Below are 15,249 nucleotides of genomic sequence, written 5' to 3' on the forward strand. Positions count from 1 at the left end.
TTACATCAGACCAGAGAGCGTCAGAAGCAGATCGATCGCTTTGATGCCGAGAAAAGGCACCGCCAGGCCGCCGAGGCCGTAAATCCACAGATTGCGACGCAGCATGGCCGCTGCACTGAGTGGCTTATAATGCACGCCTCGCAGCGCCAGCGGGATCAGCGCCACAATAATCAACGCGTTAAAAATCACCGCGCTGAGAATGGCTGACGCGGGTGAATGCAGATGCATAACGTTTAACGCGTTCAGCTGAGGCCAGCTGGCGGCAAAAGCAGCCGGGATAATGGCAAAGTACTTCGCCACGTCGTTCGCCAGGCTGAAGGTGGTCAGCGAGCCGCGTGTCATCAGCATCTGTTTGCCAATATGCACGACTTCAATCAGCTTGGTGGGATTTGAATCGAGATCCACCATATTTCCGGCTTCTTTTGCGGCCTGTGTTCCGGAGTTCATGGCGACCGCTACGTCAGCCTGAGCCAGCGCCGGGGCATCGTTGGTGCCGTCGCCGGTCATCGCCACCAGCCTGCCTTCTGCCTGATACTGACGAATTAGCGCCAGCTTGGCTTCCGGCGTTGCTTCGGCGAGAAAATCATCGACGCCCGCTTCGGCGGCAATGGCCGCTGCGGTTAAGCGGTTATCACCGGTGATCATCACCGTTTTGATGCCCATTTTACGCAGCTGAGCGAAACGGGTTTTGATCCCGCCTTTTACCACATCCTTCAGCGCAATAACCCCCAGCGCCGTTGCGCCTTCGGCCACCACCAGCGGCGTGCCGCCGGTTCGGGCGACCTCCATCACCAGCTGGTCGATCTCAGGCGGAAAGTGGCCACCGTTTGCCTCCACGTGCCGCCGTATCGCTTCTGCGGATCCTTTACGAATAACCAACTGGTTAAGATTGATACCGCTCATGCGAGTTTGGGCGGTAAAGGGGACAAAGGTGGCATTCAGGCTTTGAATTTCACGCTCGCGCAGGTTAAAACGCTGTCTTGCCAGTACCACAATGCTGCGCCCCTCCGGGGTTTCATCGGCGAGTGATGCCAGCTGTGCCGTATCGGCCAGCCTGCTTTCTTCCACGCCCGGCGCAGGCAGAAAGGCGGATGCCTGCCGGTTGCCCAGGGTTATGGTGCCGGTTTTATCCAGCAGCAGAACATCAACATCGCCCGCCGCCTCAACGGCGCGGCCGCTGGTGGCGATAACATTCGCCCCGAGCATCCGGCTCATGCCGGCCACGCCGATAGCGGACAGCAATCCGCCAATGGTGGTGGGGATCAGGCAGACCAGTAGCGCGACCAGCACGGTGACACTCACGGCGTTGCCGCTCCAGGCGGAGAAGGGCCATAACGTAGCGGTTGCCAGCAGGAAGACGATGGTCAGGGCAATCAGCAAAATGGTCAGGGCGATTTCGTTCGGCGTCTTGCGGCGTTTAGCCCCTTCGACCATGGCGATCATCCGGTCAAGGAAGGTTTCGCCGGGGTTGACGCTACAGCGGATCACCAGCCAGTCGGAGAGGATCCGCGTGCCGCCGGTCACCGAGGCAAAGTCACCGCCTGACTCACGGATAACCGGAGCCGACTCGCCGGTGATGGCGCTTTCATCTACCGATGCGCCTCCTTCAATCACTTCACCGTCGCAGGCAATAATTTCCCCCGCTTCTGCCAGCACGATATCGCCTTTGCGCAACTCCTCTGCCGGAACGAGATCGACAGCGGCTTCGCGATGCGGGGCGCGGAGTCTGCGGGCGAAAACGGTTTTTTTTACGCCTTTCAGACTACTGGCCTGCGCCTTGCTGCGGCCTTCCGCCAGCGCTTCGGCAAAATTAGCAAATAACACGGTAAACCACAGCCACAGGCTGATAGCGGCGGTAAAACCCGCGCTGCCTGAGAGCGTACCGAACAGCATGCCCAGCGCCAGGAGAGAGGTGAGTAAACTGCCAGCCCAGACGATAAACATCACCGGGTTACGCCACTGCGAGCGTGGATTAAGCTTTTTCAGAGCTTCGATCAGCGCCTGCCGAACCAGTGAGGGCTCGAACAGCGCCAGTTGCTGACGACTCATAAAGATTACTCCGTAAAGATGCGGGTCAGGGAAAGGTGTTCCGCAACCGGGCCTAGAGCCAGGGCTGGGATAAAGGTCAGCGCGCCGACCATCAGCACGGTTCCCGCCAGCAGGCCGATAAACAATGCGCCGTACGTCGGCAGCGTGCCCTGAGTGGCGGGCTGCGTTTTTTTCTCTACCAGCGACCCGGCGATCGCCATGACCGGAACGATAACCAGAAAACGGCCCAGCAGCATGCAAACGGCTAACAGCAGATTCCAGAAAGGCGAGTTGGCGGCCAGCCCGGCAAAGGCGCTGCCGTTGTTGTTGGCCGCCGACGATAATGCGTAAAGCACTTCGCTAAAACCGTGGTTGCCGGGGTTGAAAATCGCAGCGCGTCCGGCATCGGTCATCAGTGCCAGCGCGGTGCCGGTGAGCACCAGCGCGGGCGTGACCAGAATCGCCATTGCGGTCATTTTCATCTCGCGTACATCAATCTTTTTGCCAAGATATTCGGGCGTTCGACCAATCATTAAACCGGCAATAAATACCGCCAGCAGCACAAACAGCAGCATGCCGTAGAATCCAGAGCCTACGCCGCCAAACACCACCTCGCCGATCTGCATCAGCCACATCGGTATCATGCCGCCCAGCGCGGTAAAGGAATCATGCATGGCGTTCACCGCGCCGCAGGAGGCCGCGGTGGTCACCACCGCGAAAAGCGCACTGGGCAGGATGCCAAAACGGCTCTCTTTGCCTTCCATATTGAGATTGCTGGTAGCGCCCAGCGCGCTGAAGTGAGGGTTGCCCTGGGTTTCACACCACATGACTACCGCCACGGCGGCGACAAAAATCAGCGCCATGGTCCAGAGAATGCCTCGCCCCTGACGGGCATCGCCAACGGCTTCACCAAAGGCAAAACAGAGCGCGGCCGGGATCAGCAGTATCGCCAGCATCTGAATGGCGTTACTCAACGCCGTGGGATTTTCGAACGGATGGGCTGAGTTCGCGTTAAAGAAACCGCCGCCGTTGGTGCCGAGCAGCTTAATCGCTTCCTGCGAGGCGACCGGCCCCATAGGCATCAGCTGTTTTGCACCTTCTACAGTGACAAATGGCTGATATTCATTGAAATTTTGCAGTGCGCCCTGCTGGATAAACAGCAGAGTGATAATCAGCGACAGCGGCAGCAGCACCCACAGCGTAATGCGAATCAGATCCTGCCAGGCATTGCCGAGCAGCGAGGTTTGTTGACGGGTAAAAGCGCGGATCAACGCAAACGCCACCGCCATCCCGCTGGCTGCGGAGAGGAAGTTTTGCACGGTCAGGCCGACCATCTGGCTGAAATAACTGAGGGTGGTTTCGCCCGCATACGCCTGCCAGTCGGTATTGGTCACAAAACTCACGGCGGTATTCAGCGCCAAATCCCAGCTCAGGCCGGGCAGGTGCTGCGGATTCAGCGGCAAATCGCCTTGCAGCATCAGCAGAGCCAGCAGCAGCAAAAAGCCCAGCCCATTAAACAGTAAAATCGCCAGCAGATAGCGCTGCCAGTTCATTTCTTCATGGCCAGTGGCGCGCCAGAGCACCGTTTCTACGCGCCCGATCCACGGCAGCGGCTCGCCTGCGATCAGCTTTGCCAGCAGGCGTCCCAGCGGTTTTGCCAGTAACAGCAAAACCAGCATATAGCTGGCGATCAGTAAAAAGCCCGGGAGTGCCATCAGAAGGCCTCCGCGTTAATCAGGGCATAGACTAAATAACCCAGTAACAGTAGCACCAGCACCACGCCGGCAATTACGCCTGCACCCATTTTTCATCTCCCTAAGCGTTATAACGATATGGCGAGAGTGTAAAAATTAGGATGCAAAAATGGCGTATAAACGGCGGGGTGCGGTGTAAAAAAAGTATAAAATCGTGCTGAAAAAATTAAGCCCCGCCATAAAAGCGGGGCTTAATTCACGTGCTTACCTCTGAACCGGTTTACATCACGAGCGCACCAAATCCTGCAACACGGTCAGCTGCGCCACGGCTTTATGCATCGCATCCATCCCGTCGGCGGCATTTTTCAGGCGATCGATGTTTTCGGCCATACCCTGACGTTCAGCGGCATTTTGCTCGCTGAGCGTACTGATTTGTCCGCGTGCTGACTCACTCTTCAGCGCCATATCTTCGGTCGTGGCAACCGTTTTCGAGGCGGTTTTACGAATACGGGCGATCGTCGCTACCGTTTCGTTGATGCTGCTACGCGTGGCATCTGCCTGTTCTTTTGATGAACGAGCCAGGCGGCGCACCTCTTCTGCTACTACCGCAAATCCACGGCCCGCCGCACCGGCACGCGCCGCTTCCACAGCGGCATTCAGCGCCAGCAGGTTAGTCTGATCGGCAATCGTACTGATCCCGCTGGTGATCTGGGTGATCCCCATTGATATTTTTTCCAGCTCGCCGATTTCCGATCCCAGCTCGTCCTGCGCTTCCAGCGTTACCGTGGCGGCATCACCAATAGCGCCGATATTTACGCCGGCAATGTCCAGCGCAGCGCTCTGGCGATTGGTTGCCTGTTCCAGCAGCGGGAAGGTTTTAATCACCGGACTAATTTCCTGCTGGTAGTTAATGACTTTCTCAATAACGTCAGTTTGCAGCGTATGTAAGGCTTCCCAGCGGCGCAGCGATCGCTGGGCGTAATGACCGGCGTAGTCGGCATATTCAATGGGAAAGCGCGTCATCGCCTTTACGTCATGGTCGTAAAAGGCGAGGGCGGAGAGCGTCTGGTTAATCGGCACGCCAAAGATTTCACCGAAGCTGGAGAAGCCCGCCGCCGGTATTCCCTCAAACAGCTCAGCAGAAGGCAGGCTTTCCGGGTTATTCAGGCGGCGCAGCAAACAGTCGTTCAGCAACAGGCCGACCGGTTTGCCCCAGCTGGCAACAAATTTTTCCCAGTCACGTTTGGTCGCCGAGACAAAATCATAGGCTTCGAGCAGATAGAGGCGATCGCCGAATTCCAGATCGCAGAAAAACGACAGGCTGCCCGGCTCAATTTTTGCCACTGAACGAATAAAATATTCATCGGCCACTTTTACGCCAAAGGTTTTTCCTTTTAGCTTCTCTTCGAGTTGCGCAGGCTGACACTTCAGATAGTCGCACAACACCTGAACGACAGGCTGCTGGCGTCCTTTAGCATCGAACAGCGACGTGACGGTACGCGCCACCGGATCGGCTTCTGCCACCAGCCAGCTTTGTGATGTCGGCTGGAAGTTCTGGCTTTTAAAAGGCGCAAAAGATTTCCCTTTGGCCATTTTGCAAAACACGATGACCGCTTTGTTTTGCAGGATCTGCTGATTAGTCGCAATCCAGGTGCCGGCAAAGTCAGTACGGCCTCCGGCAGAACCGCCAATCGCCAGGCAGGGGAAGCGGCCGCTGTCATACCAGGCCTGCATCAGGAAGCCTTCTGAAGAGGAGAGGCCATCGCAGTAGATCATCGCAAAGGTCTGCTCGGCAGAAAGCGACATATTGACCTGCAAACGGTCGAGCTGCGCACGGATGCTGGCGATACGCTCGGTGACGTTGGCTGTCGCCGGCATTTTAAGATCAACGGTATGGACTTCATGCCCGGCAACCACCTGATTCGGCAGCCACATCCAGCTTCCCTGCGGCCCATTAGTGGCGCAGTAGGTGGATTTGCCTTTTTGCGCGCAAAGCGCACCGGTAGAGGAAAGCACCAGCACGGTACGTCCGGGCTGGCTCATTTTCTGCCAGGCCGCGTTCACTTTGGCAAAATCCGCTTCTGGTGGGACAAAAACCATCAACAGGCCGGAACCGGATCCCGCGCCCAGCTGGTTAAATGACGTAGGCAATGCCCGACAGTCATAGGTTTTACTGACTGGACGGGCAGCCGTGGGGTTGAGCCTCTTCGGCAGCAACACATTGCAGAAATCAGTTAATTTACTCATGGTGTTCTCTTAAAAAAAATGGCTGTTTACCCCTTACAATAGGGTTTTCTTGTTTTAATCATCACGCTCCCGTCTTCACGGGAGCGTGGGTCGGACTCAGGCGTCTGCCAGGCGGAAAGTAGAAACGGAGTGGGTTAAATGCAGCACCTGTTCTTCCAGCGAGGCGGACGCGGCGGCAGATTCCTGCACCAGCGCCGAGTTTTGCTGGGTGACGCTGTCCATTTCCGTCACAGCCTGTTCAATCTGGCTGATTCCGCGGCTTTGCTCATCGGACGCGGTGGAAATATGATCCATCAAGACATCGACCTGGCTGACTGATGCGATAATTGCGCCAATCGCATCGCCAGTTCTGGAAACCTGATCGGAACCGGCTTTAATGTTGGCGACGGATTCGGCAATCAGGCTTTCAATTTCTTTTGCCGCAACCGCGCTGCGTTGCGCAAGATTGCGTACTTCGCCAGCGACAACGGCAAAGCCGCGGCCCTGCTCACCTGCACGCGCTGCTTCAACCGCCGCGTTCAGTGCCAGAATGTTGGTCTGGAAAGCGATACTGTTGATAACGCCGGTAATGTCTTCAATCTTTTTCGAACTGCTGTTAATCAGCCCCATGGTGACAATCACTTCCTGCGACACTTTCTCGCCGGTTTTGGCATTTTTCACCGCTTCGCTGGTTAAACGGCTGGCTTCAAAAACGTTTTCGGTGTTCTGTTTTACCGTTGCGCCCAGCTCTTCCATGCTGGCGGCCGTTTGCGTCAGGGCAGCAGCCTGTTGTTCAGTACGCGAGGCAAGGTCAACGTTACCTGCCGCAATTTCCTGCGAGGCACTGGATACCGTCTGCGTGGAGCTACGAACCTGGCTGATGATTTCAGTCAGAGAGCGACGCATCTGTTCCATGGTGCGCATCAAATCCTGAATTTCGCTGCGTGAAGAGGCTTTCACCGGCACCGGCGTGTCCAGAATCCCTTCAGAAATCTGGCTGCAATGGGTTTTGGCGCTGTCCAGCGGGTTAAGCACATAACGCTTCAGGAACATCAGCACGGCGGCGATCACCACCAAAAACAGCACGCTGAAGGCGATAATCAGGCCAATCCCGAAGACAAAGTGGCTCTGTGCTTCAGCATTCAACCGTTTCGCATATTGCTCATGCAGCGCCAGCACCTGATCCAGCTGGATTTCATACGCCCGATCCAGGCGCACGACCGTCGCAATCTGGTTTTTAAAACGCTGCTGATCGTTAGCGCGTGCGGCTTCAATCATGGGGTCGATACCCTGCTGACGATAGGCCAGATAGGTATTGCGATAGGCATCGGCCAGGGCAGCTTCATTTGCCAGTTTTGGCGCGGCGAGATAGGCCTGGAAAGCCTTATCCGCTTTGCCCATCACCTCATTCAGCCCGTCCATCGTCGGCTTAGACTGTAGGTTGCCATCCTCCATCGTTTTCATATATTCCATTACGCGCACCCGTAATGTACGGCTGTGGTTAATGGGATCGATGATCGACAGTACGACGCGAATCTCTTTATTCACCGCATCCAGCGACTGGTTACTGCGCGTCAGCAGCCAGACGTTGGCGATCATACTGGCGAAAAAAATGATAAATAAGAAAGATAAAACCAATAGTGAAGACTTTTTAAGCGACATCTGAACATCCTTAACAGGGACTATGATGCAGTGAGTATCGGCATTCCGGGGAAAAGATTTAGTTCTGGCGGTAACTTCACCTCGCTTAAGCCGCGCGTTATGTGGAAGAACTAAATCAGAAATGCTTATCAGATGGCGCATTAGTGAATAGCGAGCGATAAGTCTTTTGCTATGAATGCCCGCAAGGGGATGATTTTGAGCGGTGTGCGTCGGGACGATCTCAATCACAATAATTTCTGTCAGCGTGCCGGAAAGCCGATCGCTATCACTGTTTGTTGTTAAATAAATGTCAAATTTTATAAGCCTGGTATTAACTTTATTCAGCCGGTTGGAACTAAAACAACGGGTTAGCATTTTAATCTGAAATATTTTAATTAATTAGTAACCTGCGTTAACAACAATTAGATAACTTTTCGCTATGGCCGCCACCGACAGAAGGCGAATGCCGAATTGTAACGGGAGTAAATATCGTGTTGACCATACTCGGTTTTTCGATGGTGACCTGCTTCATGTATCTAATCATGAGCAAACGGATGTCGGCGTTGATTGCGTTGATTATCGTGCCGACCACCTTTGCGCTGGTGTTTGGCTATTACCAGGGATTGGGTGAGATGATGCTGAACGGCGTCAAAGCCCTGGCGCCGACAGGGGTGATGTTAACCTTTTCCATTCTCTATTTCGGCCTGATGATTGACGCTGGCCTGTTTGATCCGCTGGTTCGCTTTATCCTGAAACTGGTGCGCGGCGATCCGCTGAAAGTGCTGGTGGGAACCGCTATTCTTACGCTGCTGGTCTCGCTGGATGGCGACAGCTCGACCACCTATATGATTGCGGTGGCGGCTTTTCTGCCGCTCTATCGCAAGCTGGGCATGAACGTGCTGGCAATGACCTGTCTGGTGAATCTGGCCAGCGGTATTATGAATCTGTCTCCCTGGGGCGGCCCGACAGCCCGTGCGGCGGCTGCCTTACGCATTGATGCGCTGGACATTTTTATTCCGATGCTGCCAGCGATGTTTATCGCCTGTGTGACGCTGGTCGGCATGGCCGTTCTTTTTGGTCTGCGTGAGCGCAAGCGCCTGGGGGTAATTAGCATCAGTAATCAGCATCTGGATGAAATTGAGCTGGGGCTGGGGGATGCTAAAGAGTGTGAAGCCAATCGCCGTCCGAAAATGTTCTGGCCTAACTTTATCCTCACCACCGCATTATTAGTGCTGTTGGTCACGGGGCTGATGCCGATCCAGATCCTGTTTATGCTCGCCTTTGCCATTGCGGTGATGCTGAACTATCCCTCGCTGGAACAGCAGAAAGCCCGTATCAGCGCGCATGCGGGCAACGTGCTGGCGGTGACTTCGCTGATATTTGCCGCCGGTATTTTCACCGGTATTCTCTCAGGAACCGGCATGGTCGATGCGATGGCAAAAAGCCTGCTGGCGGTGATCCCCCACAGCTTTGGACCTTATCTGGCAGTGTTTACCGCGCTGGTCAGTCTGCCATTTACCTTCTTTATGTCTAACGATGCCTTCTACTTTGGCATTCTGCCGGTGATCGCCCAGACGGCTGCGGGTTATGGGATTTCCGCAGAGGAGATTGCCCGCGCGTCGATTATTGGCCAGCCGTTTCACCTGCTCAGCCCGCTGGTACCCTCAGTCTATTTGCTGGTAGGGCTGGCGAAAGTAGATATTGGCGATCATCAGCGTTTCTCCATCAAATGGGGGATTCTGGTCAGTATGGCGCTGCTGGCAGGCGGATTACTGTTCGGCGCATTCCCGTTCTATAACCGATAGCGGCACAGCTGGCCTGCCTGGGAAGGCAGGCTGGCATCCGGGCGGGCTACTGTCCGGGCACGCAGAATTCTCTCTTTGTGAACAAGTTAATGTGATCTGCGTCACATCAAAGGGTGACATTCCTTACGGGTAAATTGCGGGATAACCTTTGCCGACCAATACTTTTTGAGTCTATACACCTGAAAGTATTTATCGCAGTAACGGTAAAGGAGAAAGGCGATGAAGCGTGACGCACTGAGTGAAGAGTATTATGACGAGGTTTGCCGGGTAATTGGTGATGCGGTGATCGTGCTGTCGGAAAACGGTTTTAACACGCAGCGTGATGTGCTGACCCAACTGCTGAAAAAAACGCGACACGAACGTGAAGATGCGGACCGCGACGAGCAAAAGGTGCTGGAGCATGCTATCCGACTGATCAAGCCCGATTAATTTCGTTTTTTTTCACCAGTCCGCCACTAAAACAGGCTATTTCTGCCAGGCTTGAAGAGTGAAAAAACAGAAGTGGACAGCCTGATCCTTTAAGGAGAGAAAATGAAAAAGATTCTGACCCTGGCAATACTGTTAAGTTTTGGCGCAATGGCCGACGAAGGTGGATTCAAGGCGGGCGAAGCGCCGCCGCCGCCGCACAAACAGGACGCCGGCTATAAAGGCTCTGAAGATACGGCAGAGACCAAAATCACGCAAATCCGCTCACTGCGCGACGGGGCGTGGGTGACGCTGGAAGGAAACATCATCAAAAAAACCGGTGGTGATACCTACGATTTTCAGGACAAGTCCGGCGCGATTAACCTGACCATTCCAAAATCGGCGTGGGGCGGCAAGAAATACGATTCGAAAGATTTAGTCCGCGTTAGTGGATTTGTTAAAGGCAAAGGTAAACAGACGCATGTGCTGGTGAAGCAACTCGGCGAGCCTTAAGGCCCGCTCCAGAGTCAGGAAGTCGCCTGGCGCGCTTCGGCAAGCAGTTGAGTGAGATGCTGAAGAGAGAAAAGGGCGGCTTCATGCACCACGGTTCCCGCATCCCCGGCAATGTATCTTACTGTGCTACACACCTGTTCGTCAGGCAAACACCAACCAAACCAGATTGTCCCCGCCGGGGTACCGTCTTCCCCACCGTCAGGTCCGGCATAGCCGCTTACCGCCAGGCTAACGGCTTCACCAGAGACGGCCTTCGCGCCCTCCGCCATTTCCCGCACGGTGGCTTCGCTCACGGCGGTATTTACCCGCAATGTATTTTCACTGACGTTCAGGAGACGGTGTTTGGCGCTATCGGTATAGGTGACAAAGCCGCTGGTGAAAAAAGTACTGCTGTCGCTGGCGGCACCCATTGCGGAACTGACCAGCCCGGCGGTACAGGATTCCGCAGTAGCCAGCTTTACGCCCGCCTTTTTCAACGCTTCGCCCAGCGCTTCGGCTGCCATTATCAATTCTTTATCCATATTATTCCTCTGTTAGCTAATACTCCGCTTCAGAAGTATAGATAAAGTTAACCGACATTCCTCCGCGCCAGCAGGCAAGTTAAACATTACTGACGATCATTACCGCCTTTGATTTGGAATCGATATTGGAAAGAGGGAGCCAGCTTTCGGTAAAAGGCGTTTCGTTAATTAGCGGTTCATGTAATCGAGAATGGTCCTCAATCACTGATGGATGGTGGAATTCTTCCAGCCAGCGCGAATACCGCGCAAGAAGAAGTTCCCGATTCTCGTTGGTACTGAAATTACGGATAAGCAACCATGAGGGGGGATCGGATTGATCGCGTACATAAAGTTCGAAGCGAGGCGAGGTCAGTTCGAACACCATAGGTTTGACCAGGAATACGTCCGTAAAGCGGATCCGGGACCATTTGTTGAGTAGGGTAAAAAAATGCTGTTTTTCCATGCTTCACCGCAATGAATATGCACAGTTTAAGGTTTGGCAGCCGCAGATAAAATCTGCCTGGCTGAACCAGCGTCGTTTTTCCCTGTATAAGCCGGATGCAACCGGTAAAGAGTAAAGTGAAGCATGCTGTATCTTCCAGTTAAGAACTGCCGTACAGCTTGTAGGGATAATGTAAAAATTGGTAATTTAAGTCCAGTTTTTTATGCAGCTTTTGACGCTTTTAGGAATGCGCTCATAATTTCAGCACAGGACCATCGCAAGCTGTCACTGTAGGGTGCCTGTCAGGGGAAGGCAACGAAAGGTTTTTGGCGGTAGGGCCGCCGTCATCTTATTGAAAGCACCAGAAAATGATATTTAGAAGTCAGGAATAAAATTATTTTTTAAAATTAAAATAATAACAATATCTGTAATTTTTAATATTCATGTTAATCATAGAGATAGAGAAAAAAGATATTTTTGTAATTTTGTTCTGCCGTTTCCTTGCAATTATGTTGTCTGCTGCTAAATTTAATAACGCGAGACGCCCACTATTAAATAACTTCTGTATTTCTCAGATTTTCAGGGTGAAAACCCGGAAAGGTTAGTGGGCATTCTTTTAACACGAAGAGGACATTTGTATGACTCAGCATCGTGGTAATGCAGGAAATTTCTCCGAAGATCGTGAAAAAGCATCTGAGGCAGGAAAAAAAGGCGGTCAGAACAGCAGCGGTAGCGGTAACTTTAAATATGACCGTGAAAAAGCGTCTGAAGCCGGTAAAAAAGGCGGAGAAAAAAGCCGCAAAAGCTAAGCGCTAGCTGAAATAGCCTCAAAGGCATCCGCCGCCCCGTTCTGTAATGGGGTGGTGGTTTTCTGTTTTCTGAAAAAACTTCTTTGATTCATACGCAACATCTTTCCTTGTGAGCATCTTTCCTTATGAGATAGTGGCAGGCTCAATAATCTCTTTCTCTATTTACATTAGCGTTATTATTTCGACAGGTTATTGTAAATGCATCGCGTGATGCATTCCGCCTGCAATAAGATAACGCTGATAATGCAGTTTCAGAATAATTTGCCGCTGCGCTTAGATAAAAACTTTGTATACTTTAAAACATTATGGAACTTGAGCCGGGGCACCTCCCGGATTGTAGGTTAGAGGCAGAGAAGGAGGGTGGTTATACCGACCTCTCTGTCAGGAAGAGAATTTGCGCATGCTTAAAATGATTAAAAGCCTTTTTGCCAGCCCTGAAAGGTTACTCAACGCGATGTCGCGAAATGATGTGCAGGAAGCGAAAGATGATGGAGAGCGGATCCTGATTGATGAAGATGGCTGCGCCTCCGTTAATCTGAACAGCCAGGAAGTGCATGAGGATTTCTCCCGACACGTGGAGATGTTGAAGCGGGCAAAAAGAACGCCCGGCGGTACAGACCGTGCAGAAGAATAAATTTTATAGAATTCAATGAACTTTCCGCCAAAAGCGTGGACTAATCCTGTAGTGAGATTTCACTGTAACGAATTTCAGCCCCCTTAATGGGGGCATTTTTTTGCGCTAAATCCGCTTCAGTTCCCCCGGGCAGGGAGAGCGTAGGCTACCAATGCATCACCAGTGGTGGTGCCCAGTCCGCCGTGCCCCCCTGCCGCAATAACCACGTATTGCCTGCCATCGTCGCCGATATAGGTCATTGGCGTTGCTTGTCCGCCTGCCGGCAGGCGGGCGCGCCACAGCTCTTGTCCGCTCTCTTCATCAAAGGCTCGCAGATAGTTATCCGCTGTCGCCGCCATAAAAATCAGCCCACTGCGGGTAATAATGTTGCCGCCCATCATAAAGATTCCGGTGGGTAGCGGGGCGTTGGTATGGGTCCCAAAAATGTTCATATCGCGAGTTGTGCCGGCTGGTCTTTCCCAGGCAATTTTACGGGTGTTGAGATCAATGGCAACCAGCTTACCCCAGGGCGGTGCGCTACACGGCGCACCCAGCGCGGTTAGCCAGGGTTTTACCACCGCCGCCCAGGGTGTACCGTACTCTGGTCCTACGGCGAACTCTTTTGGTTTGGGATAGGATTGCTTGCTGCCCCAGCCAGCCCAGTTTTTCATCAGGCCTTCTTTTACCGCTTCGTCCGCTTTCATCATCTGCATGGTGAACGGAATGTAACTGGTATTAGCAATTAACAGATGCCGTTGCGGGTCAACCGAACCGCCATACCAGTCCATCACGCCATCAAAAGCAGGATAGGCGATTGAGGTACCTTCTGCGGGCGGCGTGTATTGGCCCTGGTAGCGATAACGATGAAACTGAATGCGACAGATAAGCTGATCGACAGGCGTTGCTCCCCACATATCGGTTTCTTTCAGATCGGGTGGTGAAAGCTCGGGCATGCCTGCTGGATCGGGTTGAGTAGGAGAAAGACGTTCTCCAGGTAAGGATGGCGATGTCGGCACGGGTTTTTCATTGACCTGCGCTAAGGGCTTACCGGTGCGGCGATCCAGCAGGAACAGCTTGCCCATTTTAGTTGTTTGCACCAGTGCCGGAACGGTATCGCCGTTTTTTCCGGGTAAATCGACCAACGTTGGACCAACGGGGAGATCAAAATCCCATACGTCATGATGGACCGTCTGGAAATGCCAGCGCTCTTCACCGGTATGGATATCCAACGCCACCAGCGAACTGGAATATTTCTCATCAAAAGAACGCCGGTGGGCGCCGTAATAATCTGGCGTCGCGTTTCCTAATGGAATATAGATTAACCCCAGTTTTTCATCGGCGGTATAGGTTCCCCAGCCGTTGGGCGTACCGCGGGTGTAAACTTCGCCAGGTTTTAACGGCGCGTTCTGCGGCGTTCGGCCCATATCCCAGGCCCAGTCAAGCTGGCCGCTGTTAACATCGTAAGCACGCACCACGCCGGACGGCTCTCCGGTGGATTGGTTATCATAAATCCAGCCGCCAAGCACAATGCGCCCCTCCATGACCATCGGTTGTGACGTGATGAAGTGGAAGCCGGGTGGCACCTCGCCCAAATGGTCGGTCAGGCTGACAAAGCCGTTTTGACCAAAAGAGGGACAGGGTTGCCCCGTTTGTGCATTCAGCGCGACCATCCGCGCATCGCTGGTGGTGGTAATAATTTTTTCCGGGCAGATGCGGTCATCCACGGTTTTACTGTATGCCACGCCACGGCAGGCCAGATATTCATTGGCTGAAGTATCGGCTTTGGGATCAAATTTCCATCGTGTATGCCCGGTTGTGGCATCGAGAGCGATCACTTCACGGTGCGGGGTACAAATATAAAGCGTGTCGTTCACCTTGACAGGAGTGACTTCGAAATTAAACTCTCGTCCGGCTTTATCTTCTCCTTTGCGCAGATTGTCACCGGTATGAAACGTCCACGCAGGTTGCAGCTGGCTGACGTTTGCTGGCGTAATTTGCGTAAGGGGAGAAAAGCGCTGACCTGCGGCAGTACGACCATAATGTTGCCAGTCGTTATTTCGATCGCTTGCGTCGCTATTCTGAGACCCGGCAGCGGGCAACGATTCCCGGTGCACAAACCGCTGGCCGGTTATGTGCCAGCCCGCGTAAAATATGCCTGCAAGGGTTACGATGTAGACCACGCCTGCCAGCGTACCGACCCGGTGTTGGCCCTGTGCCGCCATGACTGGGCGAGTCACCCACGGCATGCTGCACCAGACGCCCAGTACGGCCAGTGCAAAAAGACGTGGCATTAACTGCCAGCCATCGAGACCGACCTCCCACAGTGACCAGATCAGGCAAACAATAAATGAAAGCAAATAGAGCCAAATCCCGGCAGCCTGACGCCGGACAATCAATATGCCGCTCAGCAAAAAGCCAGCACCAAACAACAAATACCATGGGCTGCCACCAAGCGCCGCCAGCCAACCTCCCAGCAGCAGAAACGCCAGTCCGAACAGCCCGACGACAATCCCGGTGAGAGAAGAGAACGTAAATAATTTCTTCAGCATGATGTGTTAATCATTAAGTTAGGG

The 15,249-nt window shown here is 53.5% G+C and carries 13 protein-coding genes; 5 read left to right on the forward strand and 8 right to left on the reverse strand.

What is annotated here, in order from left to right:
• The 5 genes from kdpB to AAGQ96_RS10210 all read right to left on the reverse strand — a co-directional run bounded on the left by kdpB (window position 1) and on the right by AAGQ96_RS10210 (window position 7,610).
• Window positions 1-2,049, reverse strand: coding sequence for a potassium-transporting ATPase subunit KdpB (kdpB, locus tag AAGQ96_RS10190; RefSeq protein ID WP_147197727.1), 2,049 nt, complete (start codon window positions 2,047-2,049; stop codon window positions 1-3).
• 5 nt (window positions 2,050-2,054) lie between these two features.
• Complete coding sequence (gene kdpA / locus AAGQ96_RS10195) at window positions 2,055-3,743, reverse strand: potassium-transporting ATPase subunit KdpA (protein ID WP_342755442.1); 1,689 nt, start codon at window positions 3,741-3,743, stop codon at window positions 2,055-2,057.
• A complete protein-coding gene (gene kdpF, locus AAGQ96_RS10200) occupies window positions 3,743-3,832 on the reverse strand; it encodes a K(+)-transporting ATPase subunit F (protein ID WP_147197732.1) in 90 nt (29 codons plus the stop codon). The genes kdpA and kdpF overlap by 1 nt, the downstream gene beginning before the upstream one ends.
• Window positions 3,833-4,007: 175 nt before the next feature.
• Window positions 4,008-5,969 carry a methyl-accepting chemotaxis protein gene (locus tag AAGQ96_RS10205; RefSeq protein WP_342755443.1) on the reverse strand — a complete coding sequence of 654 codons (1,962 nt, stop codon included), beginning with the start codon at window positions 5,967-5,969 and terminating at the stop codon, window positions 4,008-4,010.
• A 96-nt stretch (window positions 5,970-6,065) separates the two neighbouring features.
• Window positions 6,066-7,610, reverse strand: coding sequence for a methyl-accepting chemotaxis protein (locus tag AAGQ96_RS10210; RefSeq protein ID WP_147197736.1), 1,545 nt, complete (start codon window positions 7,608-7,610; stop codon window positions 6,066-6,068).
• A 470-nt stretch (window positions 7,611-8,080) separates the two neighbouring features.
• Here AAGQ96_RS10210 and AAGQ96_RS10215 point away from each other — a divergent pair, with 470 nt between their 5' ends.
• From AAGQ96_RS10215 to AAGQ96_RS10225, 3 genes are all read left to right on the forward strand, one after another.
• Window positions 8,081-9,394: a CitMHS family transporter gene (locus AAGQ96_RS10215; protein ID WP_147197738.1), complete on the forward strand. Its 1,314-nt coding sequence runs from the start codon at window positions 8,081-8,083 to the stop codon at window positions 9,392-9,394.
• 219 nt (window positions 9,395-9,613) lie between these two features.
• A complete protein-coding gene (locus tag AAGQ96_RS10220) occupies window positions 9,614-9,823 on the forward strand; it encodes a DUF2767 family protein (RefSeq protein ID WP_147197740.1) in 210 nt (69 codons plus the stop codon).
• Window positions 9,824-9,925: 102 nt separating this feature from the next.
• On the forward strand, window positions 9,926-10,312 hold the full coding sequence (locus tag AAGQ96_RS10225) for a NirD/YgiW/YdeI family stress tolerance protein (RefSeq protein WP_147197742.1): 387 nt from the start codon (window positions 9,926-9,928) through the stop codon (window positions 10,310-10,312).
• A 14-nt stretch (window positions 10,313-10,326) separates the two neighbouring features.
• On the opposite strand, the gene AAGQ96_RS10230 is transcribed toward AAGQ96_RS10225, so the two are convergent.
• Both AAGQ96_RS10230 and AAGQ96_RS10235 read right to left on the reverse strand, forming a co-directional pair.
• Complete coding sequence (locus tag AAGQ96_RS10230) at window positions 10,327-10,833, reverse strand: CinA family protein (RefSeq protein WP_147197744.1); 507 nt, start codon at window positions 10,831-10,833, stop codon at window positions 10,327-10,329.
• Window positions 10,834-10,912: 79 nt separating this feature from the next.
• The gene (locus tag AAGQ96_RS10235; RefSeq protein WP_342755444.1) at window positions 10,913-11,275 is read right to left on the reverse strand and encodes a hypothetical protein; all 363 of its coding nucleotides are present in this window, start codon (window positions 11,273-11,275) and stop codon (window positions 10,913-10,915) included.
• Between the two features lie 617 nt (window positions 11,276-11,892).
• Between AAGQ96_RS10235 and AAGQ96_RS10240 the strand changes: the two genes are divergently transcribed.
• Together AAGQ96_RS10240 and AAGQ96_RS10245 are read left to right on the forward strand one after the other, a co-directional pair.
• Window positions 11,893-12,063: a general stress protein gene (locus AAGQ96_RS10240; RefSeq protein ID WP_342755445.1), complete on the forward strand. Its 171-nt coding sequence runs from the start codon at window positions 11,893-11,895 to the stop codon at window positions 12,061-12,063.
• A gap of 400 nt (window positions 12,064-12,463) precedes the next feature.
• Complete coding sequence (locus tag AAGQ96_RS10245) at window positions 12,464-12,697, forward strand: hypothetical protein (RefSeq protein ID WP_147197746.1); 234 nt, start codon at window positions 12,464-12,466, stop codon at window positions 12,695-12,697.
• Between the two features lie 116 nt (window positions 12,698-12,813).
• On the opposite strand, the gene AAGQ96_RS10250 is transcribed toward AAGQ96_RS10245, so the two are convergent.
• Window positions 12,814-15,225 carry a membrane-bound PQQ-dependent dehydrogenase, glucose/quinate/shikimate family gene (locus tag AAGQ96_RS10250; RefSeq protein ID WP_168199616.1) on the reverse strand — a complete coding sequence of 804 codons (2,412 nt, stop codon included), beginning with the start codon at window positions 15,223-15,225 and terminating at the stop codon, window positions 12,814-12,816.
• Window positions 15,226-15,249 lie beyond the last annotated feature (24 nt).

The sequence above is a fragment of the Pantoea sp. MBD-2R genome, assembly GCF_039134845.1.
Taxonomy (GTDB): Bacteria; Pseudomonadota; Gammaproteobacteria; order Enterobacterales; family Enterobacteriaceae; genus Erwinia.

Bases quoted from the DNA above. Each gene is read 5' to 3' on its own strand.
- kdpB (WP_147197727.1), bottom strand. From the start codon at position 2,049: ATGAGTCGTCAGCAACTGGCGCTGTTCGAGCCCTCACTGGTTCGGCAG.
- kdpA (WP_342755442.1), bottom strand. From the start codon at position 3,743: ATGGCACTCCCGGGCTTTTTACTGATCGCCAGCTATATGCTGGTTTTG.
- kdpF (WP_147197732.1), bottom strand. From the start codon at position 3,832: ATGGGTGCAGGCGTAATTGCCGGCGTGGTGCTGGTGCTACTGTTACTG.
- AAGQ96_RS10205 (WP_342755443.1), bottom strand. From the start codon at position 5,969: ATGAGTAAATTAACTGATTTCTGCAATGTGTTGCTGCCGAAGAGGCTC.
- AAGQ96_RS10210 (WP_147197736.1), bottom strand. From the start codon at position 7,610: ATGTCGCTTAAAAAGTCTTCACTATTGGTTTTATCTTTCTTATTTATC.
- AAGQ96_RS10220 (WP_147197740.1), top strand. From the start codon at position 9,614: ATGAAGCGTGACGCACTGAGTGAAGAGTATTATGACGAGGTTTGCCGG.
- AAGQ96_RS10225 (WP_147197742.1), top strand. From the start codon at position 9,926: ATGAAAAAGATTCTGACCCTGGCAATACTGTTAAGTTTTGGCGCAATG.
- AAGQ96_RS10230 (WP_147197744.1), bottom strand. From the start codon at position 10,833: ATGGATAAAGAATTGATAATGGCAGCCGAAGCGCTGGGCGAAGCGTTG.
- AAGQ96_RS10235 (WP_342755444.1), bottom strand. From the start codon at position 11,275: ATGGAAAAACAGCATTTTTTTACCCTACTCAACAAATGGTCCCGGATC.
- AAGQ96_RS10240 (WP_342755445.1), top strand. From the start codon at position 11,893: ATGACTCAGCATCGTGGTAATGCAGGAAATTTCTCCGAAGATCGTGAA.
- AAGQ96_RS10245 (WP_147197746.1), top strand. From the start codon at position 12,464: ATGCTTAAAATGATTAAAAGCCTTTTTGCCAGCCCTGAAAGGTTACTC.
- AAGQ96_RS10250 (WP_168199616.1), bottom strand. From the start codon at position 15,225: ATGCTGAAGAAATTATTTACGTTCTCTTCTCTCACCGGGATTGTCGTC.